This window comes from Pedobacter segetis (assembly GCF_016623585.1).
In the GTDB taxonomy this organism is placed as follows: domain Bacteria; phylum Bacteroidota; class Bacteroidia; order Sphingobacteriales; family Sphingobacteriaceae; genus Pseudopedobacter; species Pseudopedobacter segetis.
Genome location: NZ_JAEHFY010000015.1, coordinates 70,479 through 93,290 on the forward strand (window position 1 = coordinate 70,479; position 22,812 = coordinate 93,290).

Here is a 22,812-nt window from a genome sequence, read left to right on the forward strand (position 1 = left end):
TGATTTTGTAATATTTACCTTGCGGATTACAGCTATTCTGAATTTATTCGATTTTAAAATATTTGAAAGGGAGGCACAACATTTAAACACCTCCCTATCAGTTAAATATTTTATTATAATGCGGTTAACTTTAAAACAGCACTATCATATTCATCATTAAAATTTAGGTTAACACCAACTTCCATTAAGTAACTACCGTTATAGGTTTTGTTCTCGCCGGTAAAATGGGTTTTCCCGTCTTTATTTATCTCCACAACCTTGTATTTTTTATCGGGATCAAGCCCTTTAAACTTAAAAGCCGGGAATTTTTCTCGCACACTGTTTTCTAAGTAATAGGCAAAATAAACGGCATTCTGTTTTTGCTCATCTACATACATCAGGGATGCTAATCTTTTGTTTTCGTAAGGGGAAAGGACCCTGTATAGGTCTCCAAACTGCACAACAGGCCTTATTTCCTTATATAATTCTATTGCCGATTTAGAAAACTGCAATTCCTTTTCCGTCATGGTTTTTGGTTGAATTTCTAAGCCTAAACGCCCTGTCATGGCCACATCAAAACGAAACTTAATGGGTATAATTCTTTTGGTTTGATGGTTTGGAGAAGCACTTACATGGGCCGCCATGGTTATTGCCGGAAAAAAATTAGACATTCCCCATTGCGTATAGATCCTTTGTAAGGCATCGGTATCGTCACTTGTCCAAAACTCATTAAAATATTGGAGAAAGCCATAGTTCACACGTCCGCCACCGCTAGAGCAAGCTTGCATCACAATGTGCGGATATTTATCCCTGATACGTTTTAATACGCTTTGCAAGCCTAAATGATAATCAACATATAAATTAGATTGCTTCTCTTTTGAAAGATAAGTTGAGCCATAATTAGCGATATTGCTGTTTGCATCCCATTTGATATAATCAATGCGTGGATGCTTGGTCAACAAATCATCAACTACGTTAAATACAAAATCCTGCACTTTAGGGTTGCTTAAATCTAAAACCAACTGAGATTTCCCCCGCCCTTTTACCAGTTCTCTTGAGCTTTGCATTACCCAGTCAGGGTGTTTGTCGTAAAGTTCGCTGGTGGCATCCACCATTTCGGGTTCAATCCAAATTCCAAATTTTATTCCTCTTTTTTCGGCCTGGTCTATCAGGTATTCAATTCCGTTGGGCAACTTTTTTTTGTTTACCTGCCAGTCTCCAAGCCCGTCCCTATCGTTATTTCTTGGGTATTTGTTGCCAAACCACCCATCATCCAAAACAAAAAGTTCGGCACCTATATTATGGGTGTCATCTATCAGTTCAACCAGTTTTTGCTCATCAAAATTAAAGTAAACGCCTTCCCAGCTATTTAATAAAATTTTGCGTTCTTTATCACCATCCACCATTTTATATTTACGGGCATAACTGTGTAGGTTGCGGCTGGCCTGGCCTTTTCCTTGGGTACTGTAAGTAAGGATTAAGGGAGGAGTTGTAAATTTTTGACCTTTACCAAGCGTGTAATCTGAACCGTAATTGTTGATGCCGGCGGTAATATTGAATTTTTTAACAGCATCCTGCGAAAAAGTGATGGCCCAATTCCCTGTCCAGGCAAGTGAACCTGCAATTATATCTCCATTATCTTCCGAAGCTTTTTTGTTCAGGCTCAGAAAAAAAGACGCATTATCTTTTGCCGAATTTCTTATTCCTTCGGTATTTTCGAGCGTAAAGGTACCTCTTTCAATCGCTGTTTCTTCTTGGGTAAACTCTGTGCCCCAATTGCCATGAAAATGGGTGATGTATGCCTTTGGTGCAACAAAAGCAAGGTATGAAGAAGCGTAATCATAAAGTGTTACCTCGCCTTTCTCTTTGTTCGTAATCTCTGTCCAGGTTTCAATAACGTCTTCTGTTTTATAGGTTTTGTATTTTATATCAACATAAAAAGGATAAATCTCATCTTTTAACCTAATGGTAGTAAGGTCGATATTGTCGTCTATTTTTTCTGTTTTATACGATTGATATTTAAGTACCGATGTTAAATCATCGTTAGCATGCTTTACCCGCAATGCCACCGTTTTATCCGGACTAACTCCAAATGAAGGGTAAGCCTCTGTATTTAGGTTTGCATTGGCATTAAATAAATCATCAACAGTTTTTAGCTTTTTACCGTAATACTCAAACTTTAGGGTTTTATCCCCATCCACTTTTAGTACTATTTGTGTTTTATTGGTGTTAATGGTGATGTTTTCTTGAGCTTTTGCTAACCATGTTGCAAATATGAATGCACATAAAATACCTATTCTTTTCACTTTTTATATTTGAGGTCTTTTGTTTATAATTAGGATAAAACTAAGCATAAGATTTTGTTTTGGAAGGTTTTAAATAATATTGCCCATCAAAATCAGAAAATTATCCATCATAATTGGTAATCTTTCTACCAAATTAATTATCAATTAGATTAAATTTGAAAACCAATTTATCACGTACTAAACTATTTTACAAGCCAATTTATTGATGATGAAGAAACATACCTTTTTTTTGCTTTCTGTTATGATTATTTATGCCTTTTTTAACACCTTAAAAGCAGCCGATTTTTATAATGTGAAAGCTTATGGTGCCAAGGGCGATGGAAAGACGCTCGACCATACCAGTATTAACAAGGCCATAGATGCAGCAGCAAAAAATGGGGGAGGAACTGTTTTTTTACCCGCCGGAACTTACCTGAGTGGGAGTATCCACATGAAAAGCAATATCAATCTGTTTTTGGATGCTGGTTGTATCATTTTAGGAGCACCTCAAAATGTTGGAGCTTATGACCCGGAAGAAGATGTTATGGGTACCCAATATCAAGACGGTGGCCATAGTTACTTCCATAACAGTTTAATTTGGGGCGAAAACCTCAAAAACGTAACCATATCTGGGTTAGGGATGATAAATGGCGGTGGTTTGGTTACTGGCTCAAAAGGAGCGAATGAAGGTAAAATAGGCAAAGCAACAAAGGCCGTGGTTTTTAAGCTTTGCAACAACGTGGTTATTAAAGATATTACCATTTTCCATGGCGGTCATTTTGCCATTTTGGTAACAGGTTGTAATCTGGTTAAATTGGATAAACTGATTATAGATACCAATAGGGACGGAATTGATATTGATTGCTGTACCAATACGGTAGTCTCTAACTGCATGGTAAACTCTCCTCATGATGATGCTATTTGCCCAAAAAGTACCTTTGCCCTAGGAAAAAAAGTAATTACCGAAAACCTTACCATCACCAACTGTCAGGTATCAGGCTATAAAGAAGGTACTTTGATAGATGGTACTTTGATCCCGAATGATGAATACAGAAAGGGTTCTACAAGAGTTATTAGAAACGGACGTATCAAGCTTGGGACAGAATCAAACGGGGGCTTTCGTAATGTAACCATTTCTAATTGCACATTTTACTATTGCTATGGTTTGGCATTAGAGGAAGTTGATGGCGGAATAATGGAAAACATTACCATTGATAACCTTGCCATGTACAACATCAATGAATATCCTATTTACATTACTTTAGGAAACCGCAACCGCGACCCAGATACTACTGCAATACCCGTTGGCAAAAACATCAGTATTTCTAATGTGGTGGTTAACACCACCGATTCACTTAGCGGGATACACATAACCGGTACACCAAAGCATTATTTAGAAAACATCAGGATCAATAATGTGATTTTTACCAATAAAGGTGGTGGTTCAAAAGCGCTCGGAAATATAGATTTACCAGAATTGGATAAAACTTATCCAGAAATAGCTAATCTTAAATCAGCAACCCCATCTTATGGAGTTTATGCCCGCCATGTTAAAAATTTAGAATTAAATAACATTAAAGTTGATTATCAAAACGAAGATAAACGCCCGCCGATGGCTTGCGTAGATATCAATGGTTTGGAGATCAATAATTTTAAAGCGGAGGTGGCTAATGGAGTTTTACCCGCAATATTTACCCAAGTATCTGATTTAAGCATTTATAACTCGCCCGTGTTGAACCAAAAATAAGAAGCATCGATCAATTTTTTATACAGGAAGATGAGTAAATATTTAATCCCTCGATATTTAAACCTAGCGAGACGATTGCAGGCTTCACTAGTTATAATTTGATTAGATAAATCATCATACAGCTAATACAACTTTATTTTTGTTACCTAATCTAATATCACAATGATGTATCAAAACAACAAAACCACCATGCGTTCTTTAAGAATTCAAATAACCTTGGCATTCTTTTTTTTCTTATGCCATACCGTTTTGGCAAACCCGGCTGATTCTTTAAAAATAAGTTTACCCAAATGGAAAGAACCAGCAAACGTTACCACCACAAAAATGACGCTTGGTTATGGTAAAACCATCAGAGCTGGCTGGGGCCGATATTCTTTAAACGAAAGGCAATATTTTTCAAAAGTGCTACCCTCCCTGTTCAAAAAAACCTTGGTATTAGATTCGATCAACGGAGACCGTGGCATAAAATGGATTTTCACAGGCCCAAGGGCAGGTTTCTACCTTATCTTAAAAGACAATACTTTTAAGTTTTACCACCAATATTACGATTCTTTTGGATTTAACGAAGGATTGCAAAAGGCCTTGGTTTACCCCCGATCCATTGCAGATACCATTAAGTTTAGTACCTATAGCCCCATTAAGGCCATTACGGTAGAAATTAATTATAAGCTAGAACTCATTGTATCCTTAAACGGGCAGGAATTAATAAAGGAAAAATATATTGATGATGTGAGAAGAAACCAGATCCAGTTAACGGGCAATAATGGAACGCTCGATTACCGCATATTGGAACCTGAAGTGAAAGAAGAGCAGGTAAGCGTAAATCCTGATAAAACCTATCAGCAAATACTGGGCTGGGGCGGTACATCAACCCCAACGGCTTATAATGAATTGAGCGAAGCCGGCAAAGCAAAATGGTGGGATTACATTAAAGAATACAACCTACTTTGCCAGCGGGAGTACCCCACCGGCGGTGCCCTAAACTATAATCTGGATAATTTTGATAACCCAAATGATGCAAAAGCCCATTATTACGGCGATAATTTCCCGAACGGAGAAACCAGCAATTTTCAATACAACAAAAAAATACAAGATTTAGGTGGTTTTGTGATTTTTGAGTTCTGGGATTTCCCGAAATGGATGGATGGCAAGCCCGAAGAATATACCAGGGCCATTGTTGGTTATTGCCAACAGGCTTTAAAAAAAACAGGCAAAGCACCACGTATCGTTGGTGTTCAAAACGAGTTAAATATGCCAGAGGAAACTGTTAAAAAGTTTGTTCCGGCATTAAGGATCGCATTGGATAAAGCAGGTTTTGAAAACGTTAAAATACACATGGCTAATGCGGGGCATGTGATAGATGCTTTAGAAAGGGCATCAAGTTACACCCAAAACCCCGAAGTTTGGAATGCCATTGATTATACGGCCAGCAATGAATATGATTACCAAAATTTTTACTCCAATCCGGATGGTTTTGATACAACATTGGTTAGGTGGGATAAAACAATGGGAAGCAAACCCTTTCTGGCAGTAGAAATTTGTACAAACGATGTCCGTTTTCAAACAGATAGCTACCGCATTGCTTTAACCATAGGGCAGTTGTATCAAAAAAACTTGACTTTGGCCAATGCCGTTCTAATGGGCTACTGCTGGAACATCCTCAATATAGAACAACCCAACTTTGGGGCAACCCGCTCTTTATTCATCAGCAGCCCCGAGAATGGTTTTATGCCCGAACCATCTTCTAACCAGTTACGTGTTTTTGGGGCATATTCCCGTAGGATAAAGGAAGGGATGCAGCGTGTTGAGGTAAAAACCAACAATAAAGATTTAAAAGTTGTGGCATTTAAAGGGAAAGGCAAAGCTGCCACCATGGTGGTTTTAAACCGTTCTTTAAACCCGATCAACCTTAAAATAAATTGGGCAAATGTAGATTTTGATACCATAGAAACCGTTGATCCTTATTCTCCCAACCTTGCAAGCTCTTTTAAAGGAAAAGAGGTAACTGTAGAGCCCGGAGCATTTGTTACTTTAACCAACGTTCCATTAAACAAATGATGTACATTAATTCAAAACGGTTTTTATTCAAACATCTCTAAAAAATAAAAATTAGGGTGTTTAAGAAAGATTTTGGTAAATTTCTAAATTAAAAACAGTTTATTGCAATAAACCCGGGCACAGTTCTCAATTTTGATCTTAAAGATTTAAGTGCTCCTTTAAATAGGAACACTTAAACCAGTTTTGGTTATAATTATTGTTTGTTAAATTTCTTTTCTAGCTTTTGCCCGTCTATTTCGATAGAAAGCGTATAAATGCCATAAGCTAGTTTACTAACATCAATTTCGGTAAAATTGCTTTGTTTAAGTAAATTAACTTTGCTTATTAAACTGCCATTCATATTAAAAACTTTAATCTCTCCGTTTTTGGCAATTAAAGGAAATTGTACTTTAAGCAAATCGTTTGCGGGATTTGGATATACAGATATATTTATGTTCTTGTTATTTATTGATTGTATTTCACTATACTTAAATTGCCCATCATTATCAATCATTTTTAATCTATAATAAGTAAAACCTGTATTTACGTTTTCATCATTAACTGAATAATTATGTAATTCTGCAGTATTTTTGGCGGGTACGCTTTTGAATGAAGAAAACACATTTCCATCAATACTTTTTTCCACCTCAAATCTAGAAACATTCACTTCGTTTGCGGTTGTCCATTTTAGTACCGCATTATTTAAGTTTAAACTAGCTTTAAAGCTCACTAAATCCAATGGTAAAACAGTTCCGTTAAAAACCCAAGTAGCGTTAGTTGATGTTCCGGGTGCTGGTACAGTGGTGAAATTTTCTGAAGCAGCTGGATATACCACATTTGCAGAAGCCGGAGGATAGGTATTTCCCTGTCCATTTGTCCCTATGTAGCCTATAAACCTTTGGGTGTAAGAACTTTCTGGGGCAACTGTTGTTGGGGCATTAGAATAAGTATATGTGCCAATAAATTTTGCCGGGTTATTGTTTACCGTTCCGTTTCCGCTTATTACCGTCAAACTTCCATTTATTCTTACATCTTGGGTCCTGATAGGTTGGTTTGTTGCTGCTGTTGCTGAAAGTTCTCCAGTGGTTGATACGGTAAAAGTGCCTCCGGGGTTAATAGTTAAATTTTTAATAATTAAAGCATAACCAAACCTTTGATTATATCCCATCTGAAGAATTGCACCATCTTCTACAACTAAATTGGTATTTGGTAGGTTTGCTTGTGTGGCATTGGTAGCAACCCTTAAAATTCTACCCACAGTAGTTGGCGCAACAATGGTTATTGTAGTAGGTACAGGAGTAGTTGTGGCACTTGGATACTCCGTAGCTGCTACCCAAGCAGTGCCATTATACACTTCCCAACTAGCTGCAACACCATTTTTCCAATCAATATCAGTCGCAGAGGCCACGGTACGGTAATCTCCGATTACTTGGCCAAAAGAGGATTTAGCCAAAAACGCTAACGCAATAAAAAGTAGTTTTTTTTTCATTTTAATTTTTTTAAGGAATAAACAATTGGTTGTAGGTATTTTCGCTAAATGCTAAAATAGCTTTGTTATAGGGTCTTATAATAGAAATAAGCCTTGTACAAGGTACTTAATGATGTTTTAGGCTTAAATGGATATTCTTATTGTAATAATGGATAATTTAATTTCGTTGAATGAAATTCATTTGTGCTAGGTGTTTTCAAATTCATCAAACAGCGGTAAACAAAATCGATTTCAAATAAAAAAAAGCCGAAAGGTTATACTTACGGCTTTCTGTTTATGGGTTTAAGAATTAAAAGCCCACCAATCCGTAATCAAAAGATGCTTTTTCTACAGAAAGATCTACTGTAACCTCAAATATGTTTTCTCCAAGTTTTAAAAAACTGCTGGCATTGCTAATATTGAACTGATTATAGTAATAACTATTTCTGCTTACAAAAGGAGTCATTTCTTTTCCGTTTATTTTAATGGTAACATCTCCGCCGCTCCCTTTTAACCAAAACGATAAGTTTTTTGGTATAGCATCTAAAGAGAATTTTTCTTGCGAAGTTATTTTTGCTTTAGACTTAACCGCAAAAGGCATCTGTTTTTTTTCTAAAGGATTGTTATTTAACTTAACCAGTTTATAATTCTGCTCTCTTCTAGCATCAGAAATTAAAATTTTAAGAGGTTCAGGGCTAATGTTGTACAGTTCAGAAATTTTGTCATGAGACTCAGCCTTGTTAACTTTGATAACTTTCCTGTCGTAAGTTATCAACCCGTTTACCTCTCCTTCCACATCTGTTGTTTGCGTATATATTGCAGCACCTAAACCTTGTGGAATCAACGTTTTTAAATCGTTAACTAATTTCAAAAATTCTCTCGAAAAAGAAGCTTGGTCGTCAATATCCCTATATCCCCAATTTTTCTTGTTTGCATCCCAAAGATGCCCTTTTACTGCTAATCCCAAGCCTCCAAACTCTCCAATGGCAGCAATTCTGTTTTCATAAAACTGCGGCAATTGCATCGTACTTGATGGGTAGTTATGGATGTCTATCATATCTCCAACCTTACGGTCTTCCCATCCAGAAACACCATCAATAATTCTGGTTTTATCCATTTCTGCAGCCCTTTTAACTAAATTCTCTGTATCAAATTGCCCCCAACCTTCATTAAAAATTACCCAAGTAGTAATGCTAGGAAAAAACCTCAAATTATTAACCATCGCATCAAATTCATTTTTCCATTGTTTATGGTAAGCTGAATCTGCATCCCAATCATTCTTTTGGCCAAACTTCACCATTTCTGTGTCCTGCTTAGGTCTTGACATTCCCGAAGGCATATCTTGCCAAACCATCATCCCGATAGAATCTGTGTAATAATAGTATAAAGCTGGCTCTACTTTAATGTGTTTGCGAAACGTGTTGAAGCCTATTTCTTTGAGTTGTTCAATATCCCATTTTAATGCTTCTGCAGATGGTGCGGTATATAGTCCATCGGGCCACCAGCCTTGATCAAGTGTCCCAAATTGGAACAATGGTTTATTGTTTAGAAAAACCCTTCTATACCCCTTCTCATCAAATCTTGCTTCTACTTTTCGCATGGCGAAGTAGCTCCTTACGTGATCCAAAACTTTTTTATCCCTAGATAGTGTCACTTCAATTTTATAAAGATTTGGTAATTCTGGCCACCAAAGATCAAATTTATCAAGCTTGATTTCAACTGTATTTTTATATTCAAACTTTTGCTTAAAAATTTCCTTGCCATCTTTTAAAACTTTTACCAATAGTTGCTCATCACCAGACGATCCATTGATAGAAGTATTGATTTTTACTACTCCATTATCAATATTTGTTTCTGGTAAAAAACTATTGATTGAGGTTTTTTCAACAGGTTCTAACCATACGGTCTGCCAAATTCCAGATACGGCTGTATATCTAATCCTGCTTGGTTCTAGCTGCTGTTTCCCGCGGATGATAGATTGCGAATCGGTAGGGTCCACCACGGCTACCTCAATCAGTTGTTCGCCGCTATTATTAAGGTATTTTGTGATATCAAAGCTAAAAGCATCATAACCACCTATATGTTTACCAACAAGTTTTTTGTTTATCCAAACGGTAGCTTCATAATCTACTGCCCCAAAATTCAGTATGATATTTTGTCCCTTCCAACTTTTATCAATAATAAAGGTTCTTTTGTACCATAATTTGTCGGTAGGTTTAAACGCCTTTGTTACACCTGATAAAGATGACTCTATGCAAAACGGAACAAGGATTTGCCCATCATAGTTTGTGGTTGGTTTAACGGCGTTGATATTTGTAACCTTATATTCCCACTCCCCATTCAAATTTAACCAATTTTCACGCTTTAATTGTGGGCGAGGGTAAGTTCTCCAAACATTATCAGCCGTTACGGTTTGGGCCCATTTTGTTTTTATCCTTTCTATTACAGGTTGCTTTTCTTGTGCGGATGCCAAAAGTGCATATACAGTAATGAAAAAGATTAGTGAAATTGTTCTTTTATTTTGAAAAGAGTTTATATTAATGATCATTTATATAATAATTTAACGGCTATTTATTCATTTAACCATTCTAAAATTTGAGCTATTGATTTTCTCATCAGTATCAAAAAAAAAAGATGAGTGAAATGGATATTGTTTCACTCATCTATTGTTCATGGTTATATTATTATTCTATTTTTTTAACACAATTTTATATATCTCGTACTTCCCCGCACTATTTATAGTAAAATTGATCTTATTGTTAGCAGCATCAAGTGTTGCCGTTGCGTTTTCGGTAACGAAGGGTTGTGAGGCATTTGTTTGGGAATAATCATTTGGCCTAAATTTTTTGACACTTTGTATTGATGCTACCGTGAAGCCATTAATTTTAATGCTTACAGAAGATGAAGGTTGATCACTTCCCGTAATAAAAAGCGTTAGAGTTGTGGTATTATTTAATGCAGCAGCAATATGTACATTGCTAGAAGCCGTATTAACAGCATCACCTGTATAGCCAAGTGCTAATTCATTTAATATTTGAGCGCAGGGATAGGTAACAGTTTGAGCAGGATTAAACAAACCTAAACCTGGGACCGAATTATTTACCGGTGGCCAATATGCTGCTGCATCCACTCTTGAACGGGCCATTATTTGTACAATATCCGGAATCACGTTTGCTGCTTCCATATATAATTTACCATTATTATATCCTTTAGATGGCATCCATTCTGAGCAATAAACAAAGTTTTTGGCTGGATTAAAGTTATTAGCACATTGTTGGATACGGTTTGCTAGATCGGCGATGTTATGATCTGTGGTAGAATAACCAGTATAGGTATGTAAGGATACACCATCAATTACATTATATGCCTTGGTAAACGCATTTTTCATATCAGTAAACTCAGATGGTACCGTATAATCTCCGTTTACGGTTATTTTAAAAGTTCTGTTCGGAAACTGCTGATCAATATACTCAGCTATATTCATAGCTACTTTTGCATATTTTGTTAGCTTATCGGCCCTGCTAACTCCGCCTCCCCACTGCAACCACCATTCGTTTCCAATCTCAACAACTTGAACTTTGTTTGCACCCGCTTTATTGATCGCATTTACGGCAGTATTTTTAAGGGTGCTCACGGCGCTCCACCAATTTGTAGAAAATACCTGTTCATTCATAGCTTTTACGGTAGGCACCACAATACTGTAGTTAGAAACATTGGCTTTTAATGTTGCAACTGAAGCGCCCGGAGAAGCTGGTTTATTGTTCCAGCCTGGTGTTGTGTTGTTATCCCAGTCATAGTATTCAGATTCCCAACCGCCCGGAAATCTCATAAGCTTATAATGAATGGCATCTAAATTATTTGCAAATGCCGGGAAATTAGTATTGGTAACCGTTTTCCAATCATTATTTACACCAAAAATATTTGGGTTTATCGCAACCTTATCATTTGCCCATACCGTTAAATTGTTTACCGCAAGTGTTTGTAACTGCTTGTCGTAATCTTTAGAGGTAACGTCTTGTTTAATAGTTGTTTTTTTACAACCAGCAAAACTGATAGCCGTACCTATAGCAAAAAAAATAAATGTTCTTTTCATTTTATTTGATTTTAATTGGTTTGTATGAATTGTTATATTTCTTATGAAAGTTTAAAAACGATTATTAACTAATTCTGAAACACAAAGGCTCAATAATATCCATAATGCCTAATTAATTATTCTTTGGCAAGGTTTATAGGATCTAATTTTAGATGTTAAATAAAAAGGTTTAAAATTTACGCTTAACATCACTTAAATCATTTTTTAAGTACAATTTTAAAAATCTCATACTTACCTGCTTTATTTATCGTGAAATTAATTTTGTTGTTGGCCTGATCTAAAGTTGCAGAGGCATTTTCTGTTAAATAAGGTTTTGAATCATCTGTTTTATAATAATCGCTAGGCCTTAATTTGGTTACGCTTTGTATAGAGCCAACGGCAAAGTCGTTTATTTTGATACTTACATCCGATGCTGGTTGGTTGCTACCAGTAACAAATAGGGTGATAGTATTATTATCATTTAATGTAGCAGAAATATGAATATCTGAAGAGGTAGTCTTTAAAGCCTCGCCGGTATAAGACTTGGATAATTCTCCCATAATTTGGGCACACGGATAAGTTGCTGTTTGGCCTGGATTAAATAATCCCAAACCCGGGATGGAGTTATTTGCCGGAGGCCAGTATGCAGCGGCATTTACCCCAGAACGAGCATATATATGAATAATATCGGGTATGATATTAGCTGCTTCCATATATAGCTTACCATCATTGTATGCTCTCGAAGGAATCCATTCAGAACAATAAACATAATTCTTTGCCGGATTAAAATTATTTGCACAATCTTTAATGCGAGCGGCTAGGTCTTTGATATTATGATCATCTGTGGTATATCCGGTATAGGTGTGTAATGCAACGCCATCTATAGAATTATATGATTTTGTAAAGGCATTTTTCATATCTGCAAACTCAGAAGGCACAGTATAATCACCATTTACCAACAATTTAAAAGTTCTGTTTGGAAATTGCTGATCAATGTATTCTGCAATATTCATTGCAATTTTAGCATATTTGGTAAGTTTATCTGCCCTACTAACGCCTCCTCCCCATTGTAAAAACCATTCGTTCCCTATTTCAACAATTTTTACTTTAGAAGGGTCGGCCTTATTAATTGCATTTACGGCAGTATTTTTAAGAGAGCTTACGGCACTCCACCAATTTGTAGAAAATACCTGCTCATTCATAGCTTTTACAGTAGGCACCACAATACTGTAACTATCAACATTGGCCTTTAATGAAGCAACAGAAGCACCAGGAGAATCAGGGGTTTTATCCCATCCGGGTGTGGTGTTGTTATTCCAATCATAATATTCAGATTCCCAACCGCCAGGATACCTCATCAATTTATAATTCATTAATTTTAGGTTGTTTGCAAAAGCAGGAAAATTTGTGTTCGTGATAGTTTTCCAGTCGTTATTTACACCAAAAATCTCTGGGTTGATCGTTACTTTATCATTGGCCCAAACACTTAGATCAGTTGTTTTTAGAGGATCGGGAGTTGGGGTAGGAGCGGGTTGTTTCTTGTCTTTTTTACAAGCTACAAAAGCCAAAGTAAGATAGAATAATATTAAAAATTTTTTCATTTTTATACGGCTTTTAAGATATTGATTAGATTTAATTGTTCCACTTTTGGGGCAATATTGCATTCTCAGATTTTAACCAAGCTTGTAATTCTTGTTTAAGTTTTTCAGTTTCTTTTGGGTTTTTCTTTACAAGGTTATTGTGTTCACCTATATCATCCTTCAAATTGAAAAGTTCATATCTATCTTCAACATACCAATGAATCAATTTCCAGTGGCCGTCTCTAACAGCAGAGGCAGGTGCTCCACCTTGGTTTCCGTAATGAGGGTAGTGCCAAAATAATGGTCTGTTTTCCATTTTTTTCTGCTCAAGCAAAGGCAAAATACTTTTCCCTCCTGTATGCTGAGAAGGTATAAGCGGCAAGTGTAACGCGTTTAAAATGGTAGGGTAAAAATCATTACTGATAATAGGTGTAGCGCAAACACTTCCTGGTTCTACAACTTTTGGCCAACGAACAATCATGGGCTCTCTAATACCGCCTTCATACATCCAACCTTTACCTCCTCTTAAAGGGAGATTGGATGTAGGCATCCCCTCTGTGGTAGATAATCCGCCGTTATCAGAAAAGAATACCACAAGTGTATTATCCTCAATGCCTAATTCTTTAATCTTATCCAAAACTTTCCCAACAGCTATATCCATAGCTTCTACCATCGCGGCATAGGTTATATTGCTTTGGTTTAACCTAACGTTTACGTTTCCTTCTTTTCCAACTTCATCCGTTAGGCCCAGCTTTTCCCTTTTTTTACGGTATTTTTCTATCAATTCTTCGCTTGCCTGAAGTGGTGTATGCACAGAATACATAGAGAAATAAGCGAAAAAGGGTTTGTCTTTGTTCTCTTCCATAAAATGATTAGTCTCAGCTGCGAGCCTCATCGGAAGATATTCTCCTTTAGGGCCATCTTCTAAACGTGGGTTACCATAAGGAGAAAAATAACCGTCGTAATCAAGCTTTCTGTTCAAATTTGGATGCCCCATAAAATACCCACCTTTATTGATGTCAAAGCCTTGATGCTCTGGCCAGTACTTTTCTTCTTCTCCTAAATGCCATTTACCAGCAATAAAAGTATTGTAACCTGCGGTCTTTAAGGCTTCTGCTATAGTTTCTTCTTTTAATGGGAGATGAGAGATATAACTTGCAGGTAGAAGCGGGAAATTTTTCTTGTTCTTGATGTTTTTTTCAATTGCTTGTGGTTGTGGTGCCCCAAACCAATCGGTTGTGTTCATGGTAACAGGATATTTCCCGCTCATGATGCTGGCCCTTGTTGGTGAACAAACCGGACAGGCTGCATAGGCATTGGTAAACTTCATCCCTTCGGATGCTAGTTTACTGATGTTGGGTGTCTCATAAAAAGTGCTCCCAAAGGGAGAGGTGTCTGCCCAACCTAGATCATCGATTAAGATAAAAACCACATTAGGTTGTTTTGCAACCTTTTTTTGAGCAATAATTTTTTGGTTACAAGACACGTTAGCGGTAATTATTACCGCTAACATGCTTATTAAATGTTTGTTACCTAGCATATTTGTTTGGTTGATCTAGAAACCAGGATTCTGACCTTGTGCTTTTAGGGCCGCATTTCTATCGAACTCGTTTTGAGGATATGGCCAAAGAAAATCCCTTGGTTCTGTAAACAATTTTTTTGGTAATACCGCCCTAACTAATTGGCCGGTAATTCCCCAGCGTTGGGTATCAAAATATCTTTGATGCTCTAGTGCAAATTCCCAGCGTCTTTCGTCCCTGATGTATTGCCTCATTTGATCTTGCGACAGGCCAGTAGGGTAGTGGGGCATTGTTACCCTGTCTCTAATTAAATTCACAGCATCATAAATACTTTGATCTGGTACGCTAACAGCTTCGTTTTGTGCCTCGGCATACATTAATAATACATCTGCATAACGTATAACATAATAGTTTTGTGGCCCTCCATTAGAATATTGCAGGTTGCTTATCGTACTATATTTTTTTACTGCAAAACTATTTACGTTTGCCCATTTCCAAACCTTTTTGCCGCTAGGTGTAACATCTGCATTGGTATATATCGTAGCTGTTAAGCGTGGATCTCTGTTTGCATAAGGTTTGGTAGATAAATACAAAGAAGATTTAGCGCCATAAGTTGGGTCTGCTGCAATTGGTTTTCCATCTTTACATAAATAAGAATTTACCAAACTTGCAATTGGCACCCAATGTTGAGACGGTACCACTAATGCAGCGTTTGTATCAACTTGAAAAGAAAAATTCTCGCCTCTATCAAGGCTGTTAGGTGTAAAATTTATCTCAAACAAACTTTCTGAAGAAAACTCACCTTTTTCTGTAAAAAGATCTGCATAATTAGGGTAAAGCGAATATACTTTACTATCAATAACAACCTTAAGTATCGCAGCCGCATTTACATAGTCTTTTTGATATAAATAATACTTACCTAGTAAAGCTTGTGCCGCACCCCTTGGTATCCTTCCTTTTTCACTAGAAGAAATGGTTAGCGGAAGATTAGGAATCATCGCTTTTAGATCATTGATCATGGTAGTGTATATCTCTGCTTTTGGTGTGGCTCCGTTGGGGTCTTCAAAGGGGCCCAAAGGTTTTAAATATAATGGCACATTTCCCCAAAGGGCGGTAAGATCACAGTATGCGTAATCCCTAAGAAAAGAAGCTTCTGCAAGAATCCTGTTTTTTGAAGCATCAGTTATTGAGCCTGAGGGCATTTTTTGTAAATTAGCTATAACATCATTTGCCCTTGCGATAACCGTATAATAAGAAGGCCAGAAAACATTATTTACCAATGTGGATGTTCCGGATTGAACATCTGTTTCAAAATCGTTCCATCCGGTTCCTTGCACCGTGGTAGCGTTATCAGTAATATGATCAAACTCCCTGTATTTTCTTCCCATCAAGTTATTTGATTGGTAAGCGTCAAGAACGCCTGCAAGCCCTATCAAAGCATCGCCTTCTGATCTATAAAAATCTGTTGTAACCACATTATTAGGATCAGTTAAAGTAAGTGCGCTTTTATCGCAACCGCAAAGGATGATCAAACCCAAAACGATGAGAAAACTGTGTATTTTAAAATTTTTCATGATTTTAATTTTTTAATCGATTAAAAAGAAGCATTAAGACCTGCCGTAAATACCGAAGTTTGAGGGTAGTTGGTGTTGCCATTTAGTCTGGCCGCTCTTTCTGGGTCTATTTGGTGAATTAATGGTGTAACCGTGAATATGTTTTGTCCGCTAACATAGAAACGCAAACTAGAGATGCCTATCTTATTAGAGGATTTTTGGGTTAAACTATAGCCTATTTCTACGTTTTTAAGCCTGATGTAAGAAGCGTTTCGTACATAAAAGTCAGAAACTAAGGCAGGTACACCTCTACCCAAAGCTGGGTAGGTACCGTTTGGATTGTTGGTTGCATCAAAACGATCATCATACCATTGCTGCCAAAAGTTTAATATACCTGCATTACCGGGTCTATTGCCCCAATCATAAGTATAAACGCTTTTGCCTTGCACTCCTTGCATTAAAAAACTGAAGTCGAAGTTTTTATAGGAAGCACCTCCGCTTATCCCATAAGTGTAGGGTGTGCTGCCGGTACCCAGAACAGTCCTGTCATCATCATTAATAACCTTATCGCCGTTTAGATCAACATACTTGAGGGAGCCCAAAATAAATCCTCTGCTGTAGCTTGGATAATTCGCCACGTCTTCTGCAGTACGGAAAAGCCCGTTAGTTTTATAACCATAAAAAGCATTTACATCTTGCCCTTCTTCTAGTATGTTTGCGCCAGAAATTGCGGTTACACCTTTCAGATCTACAATTTTGTTTTTTACATAAGCAAGGTTACCGCCAATATTATATCTAAACTTTCCAGATCCGCCCCTATAATGTAAATCAAACTCATAACCACGATTATTAACAACCGCTATATTTTGTACTGCGGGGTTTATTAGTCCAAAAGACGGCGCTAATGGTAGCGTGTACAATAAACCATCGGTTGTACGGTCGTAAACATCTGCCGTAAGGTCTAATTTGCCTTTAAGCATGGTTAAATCTAAACCTAGGTCTTTACTGGTGGTAGTTTCCCATTGGATATCTGGGTTTGCATAATTTCTTGGGGCTGCACCTGGGGATAAGTTATTGCCAAAATAGTAGTAATTATCTAGGTTAAGAGTTTGTTGATAGCTGTAATTACCAATTCTATCGTTCCCTGCCTTACCAATGCTAAAACGGAATTTCAATTGATCAATGACGCTTTTTTCTCCCATTAGGTTCTTAAAGAAACTTTCGTTTGAAACAACCCAAGCCGCAGAGGCGGATGGGAAATAACTATACCTCTTAGTAACTGGAAATCTAGACGATCCATCTGCCCTAAAACTTGCCTCAAAAAAGTATTTTCTATCAAAATTGTAATTAAATCTGCCGAAAAAAGATTGCAGCCTCCAAGCGTATTCGTTCCCAAAGGGATTAAAGTCTGTGGTAACCCTATCTAATTCTTGTTGATCGTTATTTGGTAAATTAGATCCTTTAGATCCAAAATACTCGTTTTTGAAGTTGGTATATTCTTGTCCTAATAATACAGAAGATGATCCTTTTTTTGTGATTTTAAAAGAATATACACCCGTATTGCTAATTTGGAACTGTTTAGAGGTGTTGCTGCTATTTGTTAATACGTTGATTTTATTTATAAACGCCGGGGTGCCAGATGGATCGGCATAACTGAAAGTAGGAAGAAAATCTCTGCCAATATTTTGTTGTTGAGAATAAGAAATGGTAGATCGTAATACCAATCCTTTTAAAGGTTTTAATTGTAAATAAGTTACATAGTTGTTTTTTTGGATTTTATCATTAGAAGAGCCCAAAGTTTGGTAAAGATCTGCAGGCGGAATATTGGTTCCATTGTAAAGGTTTATAACACCTGGGCTTCCGTTAGAATACGTATCAGGAGTGATAGGATAGGAGCGGTACAATTGCGTTAAAACCTGATCAGTTCTATAATAACCCCGATGATTGTTTTGGAAATAACCAGATAAGTTTCCGCCAATTTCTAAATTTTTAGATACAATTGAAGTTAAATTAGAACGATAATTAATTCTGTTACTATTGGTGTTTTTCATGATGCCTTCTTGGTCTAAATATCCAATAGAACCTTGAAATTTTAATGTCTCGCTACCACCACTTATCGCTAAGTTATAATTACTCATTGGGGCATCCCTAAAAACGTGTTTTACTGGATCGTTGTTGGCAAATGTATCAGTTAAGATCCCTTTTTTTACGGCATCAATAGCTTCAAGAGGGAATAAAAGCCTATTTGTGGCTTGGTTTTGCAATTCCATCCATTGCCAAGATTCTACAAAATCTGGTAGATAGGTAGCTTTTTGTAAACCATAGAAAGAATCAAAAACCACCCTCATTTTACCGGCGGCAGGTGTTTTTGTACTTACCAATATTACTCCATTACCACCCCTGGCACCATAAATTGCTGTGGCAGATGCGTCTTTTAGTACAGATACATTAGAAATCTGTTGCGGAGAAAGAGTGCTTAAATCTTTTAAGCTAGAAAGAACGCCATCTATTATAACCAATGGGGATGAATCTGAAATATCAGTATTTAATGGGCCTCTCAAACTTACTTCAGAACCATCGTCTCCTGGTTGCCCACTCTGCTGTACAACCGATAAACCCGCTACTCTTCCCGATAAGATATTAAGCGTACTAGATTGCGGTATATTTTCTAAATTTTTAAAATCGACACTTGAAACCGAGCCCGTTAGCGTAGATTTTTTTTGAGTGCCATAGCCCACAACCACAACTTCATCTAAAGAACCTATGTTAACCTCCAATTTTACATTGATTACCGTATTACTGCCTACAGTAATTTCTTTGGTTTGAAAGCCCAAATAGCTAAAAACCAATATATCACCTGGGTTTGCGGTAATTTGGTAATTACCATCGGCATTGGTTTGTGCATTTATTTTTTGGCCTTTTACGGTTACTACCACTCCAACCAAAGGTTGCCCATCCGTGTCGCTTACTTTGCCTTTAACCGTTAAAATGGATGATTTCGCTTTTTTTATTTCGGAAACAACGCTCTTTTTTGCGTAAGAATTTACTGCAAAAAACAGCAAGAATACAAACAATAAGAATTTCACATTCATAGTAAGATCAATGAAGTGAAACTTGATTAACTTAGGGTAAAGTTTTAGAAATGTCATAATGTTAAATTTAATTTAGAGTTTATTTGGGTTTATATAGAAATGGGCAAAAAATAAAAAACAGAATTTTGATTTTAGATCAACTACAGAAAATTTAAAATAATCCTGAATTTTAAAAATGGCCTAACTGGTTTAACAAATGTCAAATTTTTTAAAACAGCATTAAATAGATTTTTTTAGGAAAATAATGGATTATTTTATTATTATTAAAAAGGGGCTTTTAATCTGGTTGAACTTGTTTTTTCTGTCTAAGGATTTAAAATCACTTAAATGTGTCTTTCTGACCGATTAAGGATAAATTTTTTAGTTAAAAAAACGAGCTATTAAATATAATCAACATCTTAAAAATGGATAATATTAAGTTTTTATTGATGTTTTAATCTAGTAAAAAACAACATTTATTATTCATAATATTATTGTTGGTCAACCGGTAGGATTTGAATTTTGATAAAAGCGTGGTTAAAGGCTTTATGGTTTATTTTTTAACAAAATTTTATTCATTTTAGCGGTTTTATTCCATGTAATTTGAGGTGCTATTTTTTATGAACTTCATTTATTCAAAATAAATTGGAGAAGTACAGGCAAAAATCTATTTTCTGTTCTGTATAAGGAATCTGCATGCGGACGAGGATCATTTCAGAATGCCTTTAAATACGATGTAAATAGGCTTAAGAAAAGGTTAACCTAAATAAATGTGAAATTGGCTGTTTATATTCTGCCAATTAGCTGTAACCACTTTAAGTTTTATGCCTAAAAAGGTTAGCCATTAAAAACAGTAACTTTTGCGACTTAGGTTTAAAACCGGCTTATTAATGGGTTAATATTAAACACAAGTTTTTTGTTAAAAAGCAATAAATTTTTTTAGGCATTGACAAACACATAAATATGGATTGATGCCTTAATTTATCTTCCCCGATAAATACAAATCCGGAGCGATTGCAGCTTTAACTCCCGGGCCAACCCAGTGCATTCCTCTGGCTACTTTTTGTTTAACTTTTTCTGCAGAAAACGGAACTACAACCTGGTAGTTATTCTTTAAATTAAAATGAACTCTTGATACTACTTTTTCTGGTAAATTCACGTAAAGTGTATTCCCTTTACGTTTCACTGCACAATTCAACGTTCTTAAACTTCCGTCTTCACGCTCCAGCACAAAAGCATTCGGAACAAATTCTTCGGTAAGTACCCTAAAATGTTCATGCACATCATTATCGCAACTCCATCCCTGCGAAACCCCCTGATGTCCTAATTCTTTAAATTGGGTAAGGTTTCCTATTTCCCCTTCCGGTACACGCCACCAATCGCTAATCATCGGCAACCATTGCTCGCCAATAACATTTTTCACAATTTTTCCTTTTCCGGGATGGGCACTGTCTTGTACAAATTGCTCCGCTTCAATATAGGGGTCTGGCACAAATGCCCAGCGTAAAGTGCCCGTTTTTTCATCAATCGCCTGCACACATGCGCCCATGGCATTGTTCATGATATTTAAAAAACGTTCCTCGCCGGTTAAAAGATAAAGGTATAATGCACCAAACTGACTCCGCATCGTCCATCCGTGTGGCGAGTTCATCATATTTGGCGTGGTTAAAATATCGTATTGTGCTTCCCAAAATCGTAATGTTCCACCTCGCATTCGTCCGTCTGGAATGAGAGCCTGCGTTAAGCACTCATGTCTTTTCTGAATTTCTAAGCTGCTTTCTATATATTTTCTGCGCAAAGTTGTATCTGTGCAGTTTAAAGCATCCAAAGCCAATAAAGACCAGGCGCTTCCAGCCTGGTTGTCCTCGTAGGTTGCCTGCCCTTCCGTATCGCCCAAATCGCCAACGCTATATAAATTGGCTGTTGCTTTTTTTACAGAAAGTACATGTCGCTTGTACCTGGCTTTCCAAACCGAATCTTTTTCTGCCAATTGGCGTTCGTACCAGGCAAGTTCACTTAAAAATTTAGAGCCCAAAGTAAGCGCAGTATATCCCTTATAAGCTCCGTTTGGCAGTTGAAATTTCCTGATCAAAAGGTCTCCCCATTTTGAAGCCTCTTCCAGATTTTCAATTTTTTTAGTTGCAGCATACCTTGCGGTCATCATTCCAACAATCCACGATGTATTTTGAGGACGCGTGTCCCAGGTGGGTTTGCTGTGATAAAAATCTGTGATGGTGGTATCCACCATCAGCGAATAAAAGTTTTTAAAAACTTTTTCAGTTTCGGCTAATTTCTTATCATCGGGGAAATATAACTGCGCCCAATAAGCACTAAAGAAGCCAAGCCAGCCTTCACGATGTTTCTGAGGTTTTATTTGCATACGTAAGGCTTCGGCTCTGGCTTGTTTTAAATACCAGCCCCAAGGTTTGCGCACATGAAAAATCGCTTCACTCACTTTTTCGTTACCTTTTGCTGTGATGGTATAATTTCCCACAATTTTAGGAGATGGCAAAACATAACGGATGAAGTTTTTTCCGATCAAAGGTTTCGGTAGTTTCAATTCTTTCCCTGATGGATTGGTAATATTAACAAGCGGGATGATATTGTTATAAATCTTGATTTCCAATTGTTCGCCCGGAGCGATGGTGGTACGGTCTAAACTGATTGACGGAGCTTTGCATATAGTTGCAATTGCCGGGGTAACTTCGGATAGGGAAGAAATAGGTTGCAATATTATTCGCCATTTTTTGGATGCTCTGGGAGCCAGATTGGTAAGTTCTTGCGGATGGCGTGGAGGCAGCGGTAAAACATGCAACATATCTAAGCTACTTGTAGCGATACGATGACCTTGCCCAATATATTCAATTTGCCTGGATGCAACAGCATCGGGAGAACCAATGGCAAGTATCTGCCCGTTTGGGTTTTGGAAATATCCCCAAAAATGAGTCTTCTCGCAACGTAATAAAGTAGGGAAAAAGTTTTGAAAATAAGTTGCAGGGTCTTTTAATTCATTGTCTATGCCAATATTTAATCTGGCGTAAGGCGCAACGTTAAAAACCGTATTACTTTCATTTTTTAATTCCGCAATTATGGTCAGCTGCCCCTCAACGTCAGCATATTCTATGCTGTAGGTTTGCTGATCTTTCTTTCCTTCAAAATATAAGCCCTCACTTTTAGTTTTATGCAGATCAACACCCTGCCATGAAGGGCCGCCCCATTCATCTGTTCTCCACGGGATAGCTGTTGATTTTCCGTTAAAACACATTTTTAAACTTTCAATAGCACCTTTGCTATTGATAGTGGCTTCCCAATTTCCGGCAGTAGATTTTAGCGAGTAAGTTTTATCGGCACTTTGTGCATTTGTTGCAAGGCAACTCATCAGCAACAAAATAACCGTTTTGATATTTTTAAGCATAAGCGAGAATAGGGGTCGAAGCTTTTGTTAAATGAACACGACAGCAAATATTGTTTTTTTACAGATAAATGTAAATAGAGATTTA

11 protein-coding genes are annotated in these 22,812 nt (G+C 36.9%); 2 read left to right on the forward strand and 9 right to left on the reverse strand.

All coding sequences use genetic code 11. The features are described from left to right. Positions 1 to 113: 113 nt before the first annotated feature. Positions 114 to 2,285, reverse strand: a complete 2,172-nt coding sequence (locus I5M32_RS11640) for an alpha-galactosidase (protein WP_200586494.1) — start codon at positions 2,283 to 2,285, stop codon at positions 114 to 116. Between the two features lie 205 nt (positions 2,286 to 2,490). Here I5M32_RS11640 and I5M32_RS11645 point away from each other — a divergent pair, with 205 nt between their 5' ends. Both I5M32_RS11645 and I5M32_RS11650 read left to right on the forward strand, forming a co-directional pair. Further along, positions 2,491 to 4,011, forward strand: coding sequence for a rhamnogalacturonidase (locus tag I5M32_RS11645; RefSeq protein WP_200586496.1), 1,521 nt, complete (start codon positions 2,491 to 2,493; stop codon positions 4,009 to 4,011). Positions 4,012 to 4,173: 162 nt separating this feature from the next. Next, positions 4,174 to 6,069, forward strand: coding sequence for a glycoside hydrolase family 30 beta sandwich domain-containing protein (locus I5M32_RS11650; protein WP_200586498.1), 1,896 nt, complete (start codon positions 4,174 to 4,176; stop codon positions 6,067 to 6,069). Positions 6,070 to 6,262: 193 nt separating this feature from the next. Here I5M32_RS11650 and I5M32_RS11655 read toward each other — a convergent pair whose 3' ends face one another. From I5M32_RS11655 to I5M32_RS11690, 8 genes are all read right to left on the reverse strand, one after another. Further along, a complete protein-coding gene (locus I5M32_RS11655; RefSeq protein WP_200586500.1) occupies positions 6,263 to 7,537 on the reverse strand; it encodes a T9SS type A sorting domain-containing protein in 1,275 nt (424 codons plus the stop codon). A 289-nt stretch (positions 7,538 to 7,826) separates the two neighbouring features. Then, positions 7,827 to 10,064: a glycoside hydrolase family 2 protein gene (locus I5M32_RS11660; RefSeq protein ID WP_200586502.1), complete on the reverse strand. Its 2,238-nt coding sequence runs from the start codon at positions 10,062 to 10,064 to the stop codon at positions 7,827 to 7,829. A 141-nt stretch (positions 10,065 to 10,205) separates the two neighbouring features. Then, positions 10,206 to 11,609: a hypothetical protein gene (locus I5M32_RS11665; protein ID WP_200586504.1), complete on the reverse strand. Its 1,404-nt coding sequence runs from the start codon at positions 11,607 to 11,609 to the stop codon at positions 10,206 to 10,208. 197 nt (positions 11,610 to 11,806) lie between these two features. After that, positions 11,807 to 13,189: a hypothetical protein gene (locus I5M32_RS11670; protein WP_200586506.1), complete on the reverse strand. Its 1,383-nt coding sequence runs from the start codon at positions 13,187 to 13,189 to the stop codon at positions 11,807 to 11,809. Positions 13,190 to 13,220: 31 nt separating this feature from the next. Beyond that, positions 13,221 to 14,681 carry a sulfatase gene (locus I5M32_RS11675; RefSeq protein ID WP_200586507.1) on the reverse strand — a complete coding sequence of 487 codons (1,461 nt, stop codon included), beginning with the start codon at positions 14,679 to 14,681 and terminating at the stop codon, positions 13,221 to 13,223. 42 nt (positions 14,682 to 14,723) lie between these two features. Then, positions 14,724 to 16,262 carry a RagB/SusD family nutrient uptake outer membrane protein gene (locus I5M32_RS11680; protein WP_200586509.1) on the reverse strand — a complete coding sequence of 513 codons (1,539 nt, stop codon included), beginning with the start codon at positions 16,260 to 16,262 and terminating at the stop codon, positions 14,724 to 14,726. Between the two features lie 20 nt (positions 16,263 to 16,282). After that, positions 16,283 to 19,390, reverse strand: a complete 3,108-nt coding sequence (locus I5M32_RS11685) for a SusC/RagA family TonB-linked outer membrane protein (RefSeq protein ID WP_200586511.1) — start codon at positions 19,388 to 19,390, stop codon at positions 16,283 to 16,285. 898 nt (positions 19,391 to 20,288) lie between these two features. Then, positions 20,289 to 22,727: a hypothetical protein gene (locus tag I5M32_RS11690; protein WP_200586513.1), complete on the reverse strand. Its 2,439-nt coding sequence runs from the start codon at positions 22,725 to 22,727 to the stop codon at positions 20,289 to 20,291. Between the last annotated feature and the right edge of the window lie 85 nt (positions 22,728 to 22,812).